We start from the raw sequence: 218 nt of genomic DNA on the forward strand, positions 1-218 counted from the left end.
CCTCCGAAGTTTCCCTCAGGATAGCTGAAGCAATTATGTAGTTTTATCAGGTAAAGCGAATGATTAGAGGTCTCAGGGAGGTTTTCTTCTTGTCCTATTCTCAAACTTTAAATTGGTAAGAACCGGGAGTTATCTTAACTGAACTTCCGGGCGGAATGCGTTGTTCTTAGTGGGCCATTTTTGGTAAGCAGAACTGGCGATGAGGGATGAACCTAACG

Source organism: Stutzerimonas marianensis, assembly GCF_022810315.1.
Taxonomy (GTDB): domain Bacteria; phylum Pseudomonadota; class Gammaproteobacteria; order Pseudomonadales; family Pseudomonadaceae; genus Stutzerimonas; species Stutzerimonas marianensis.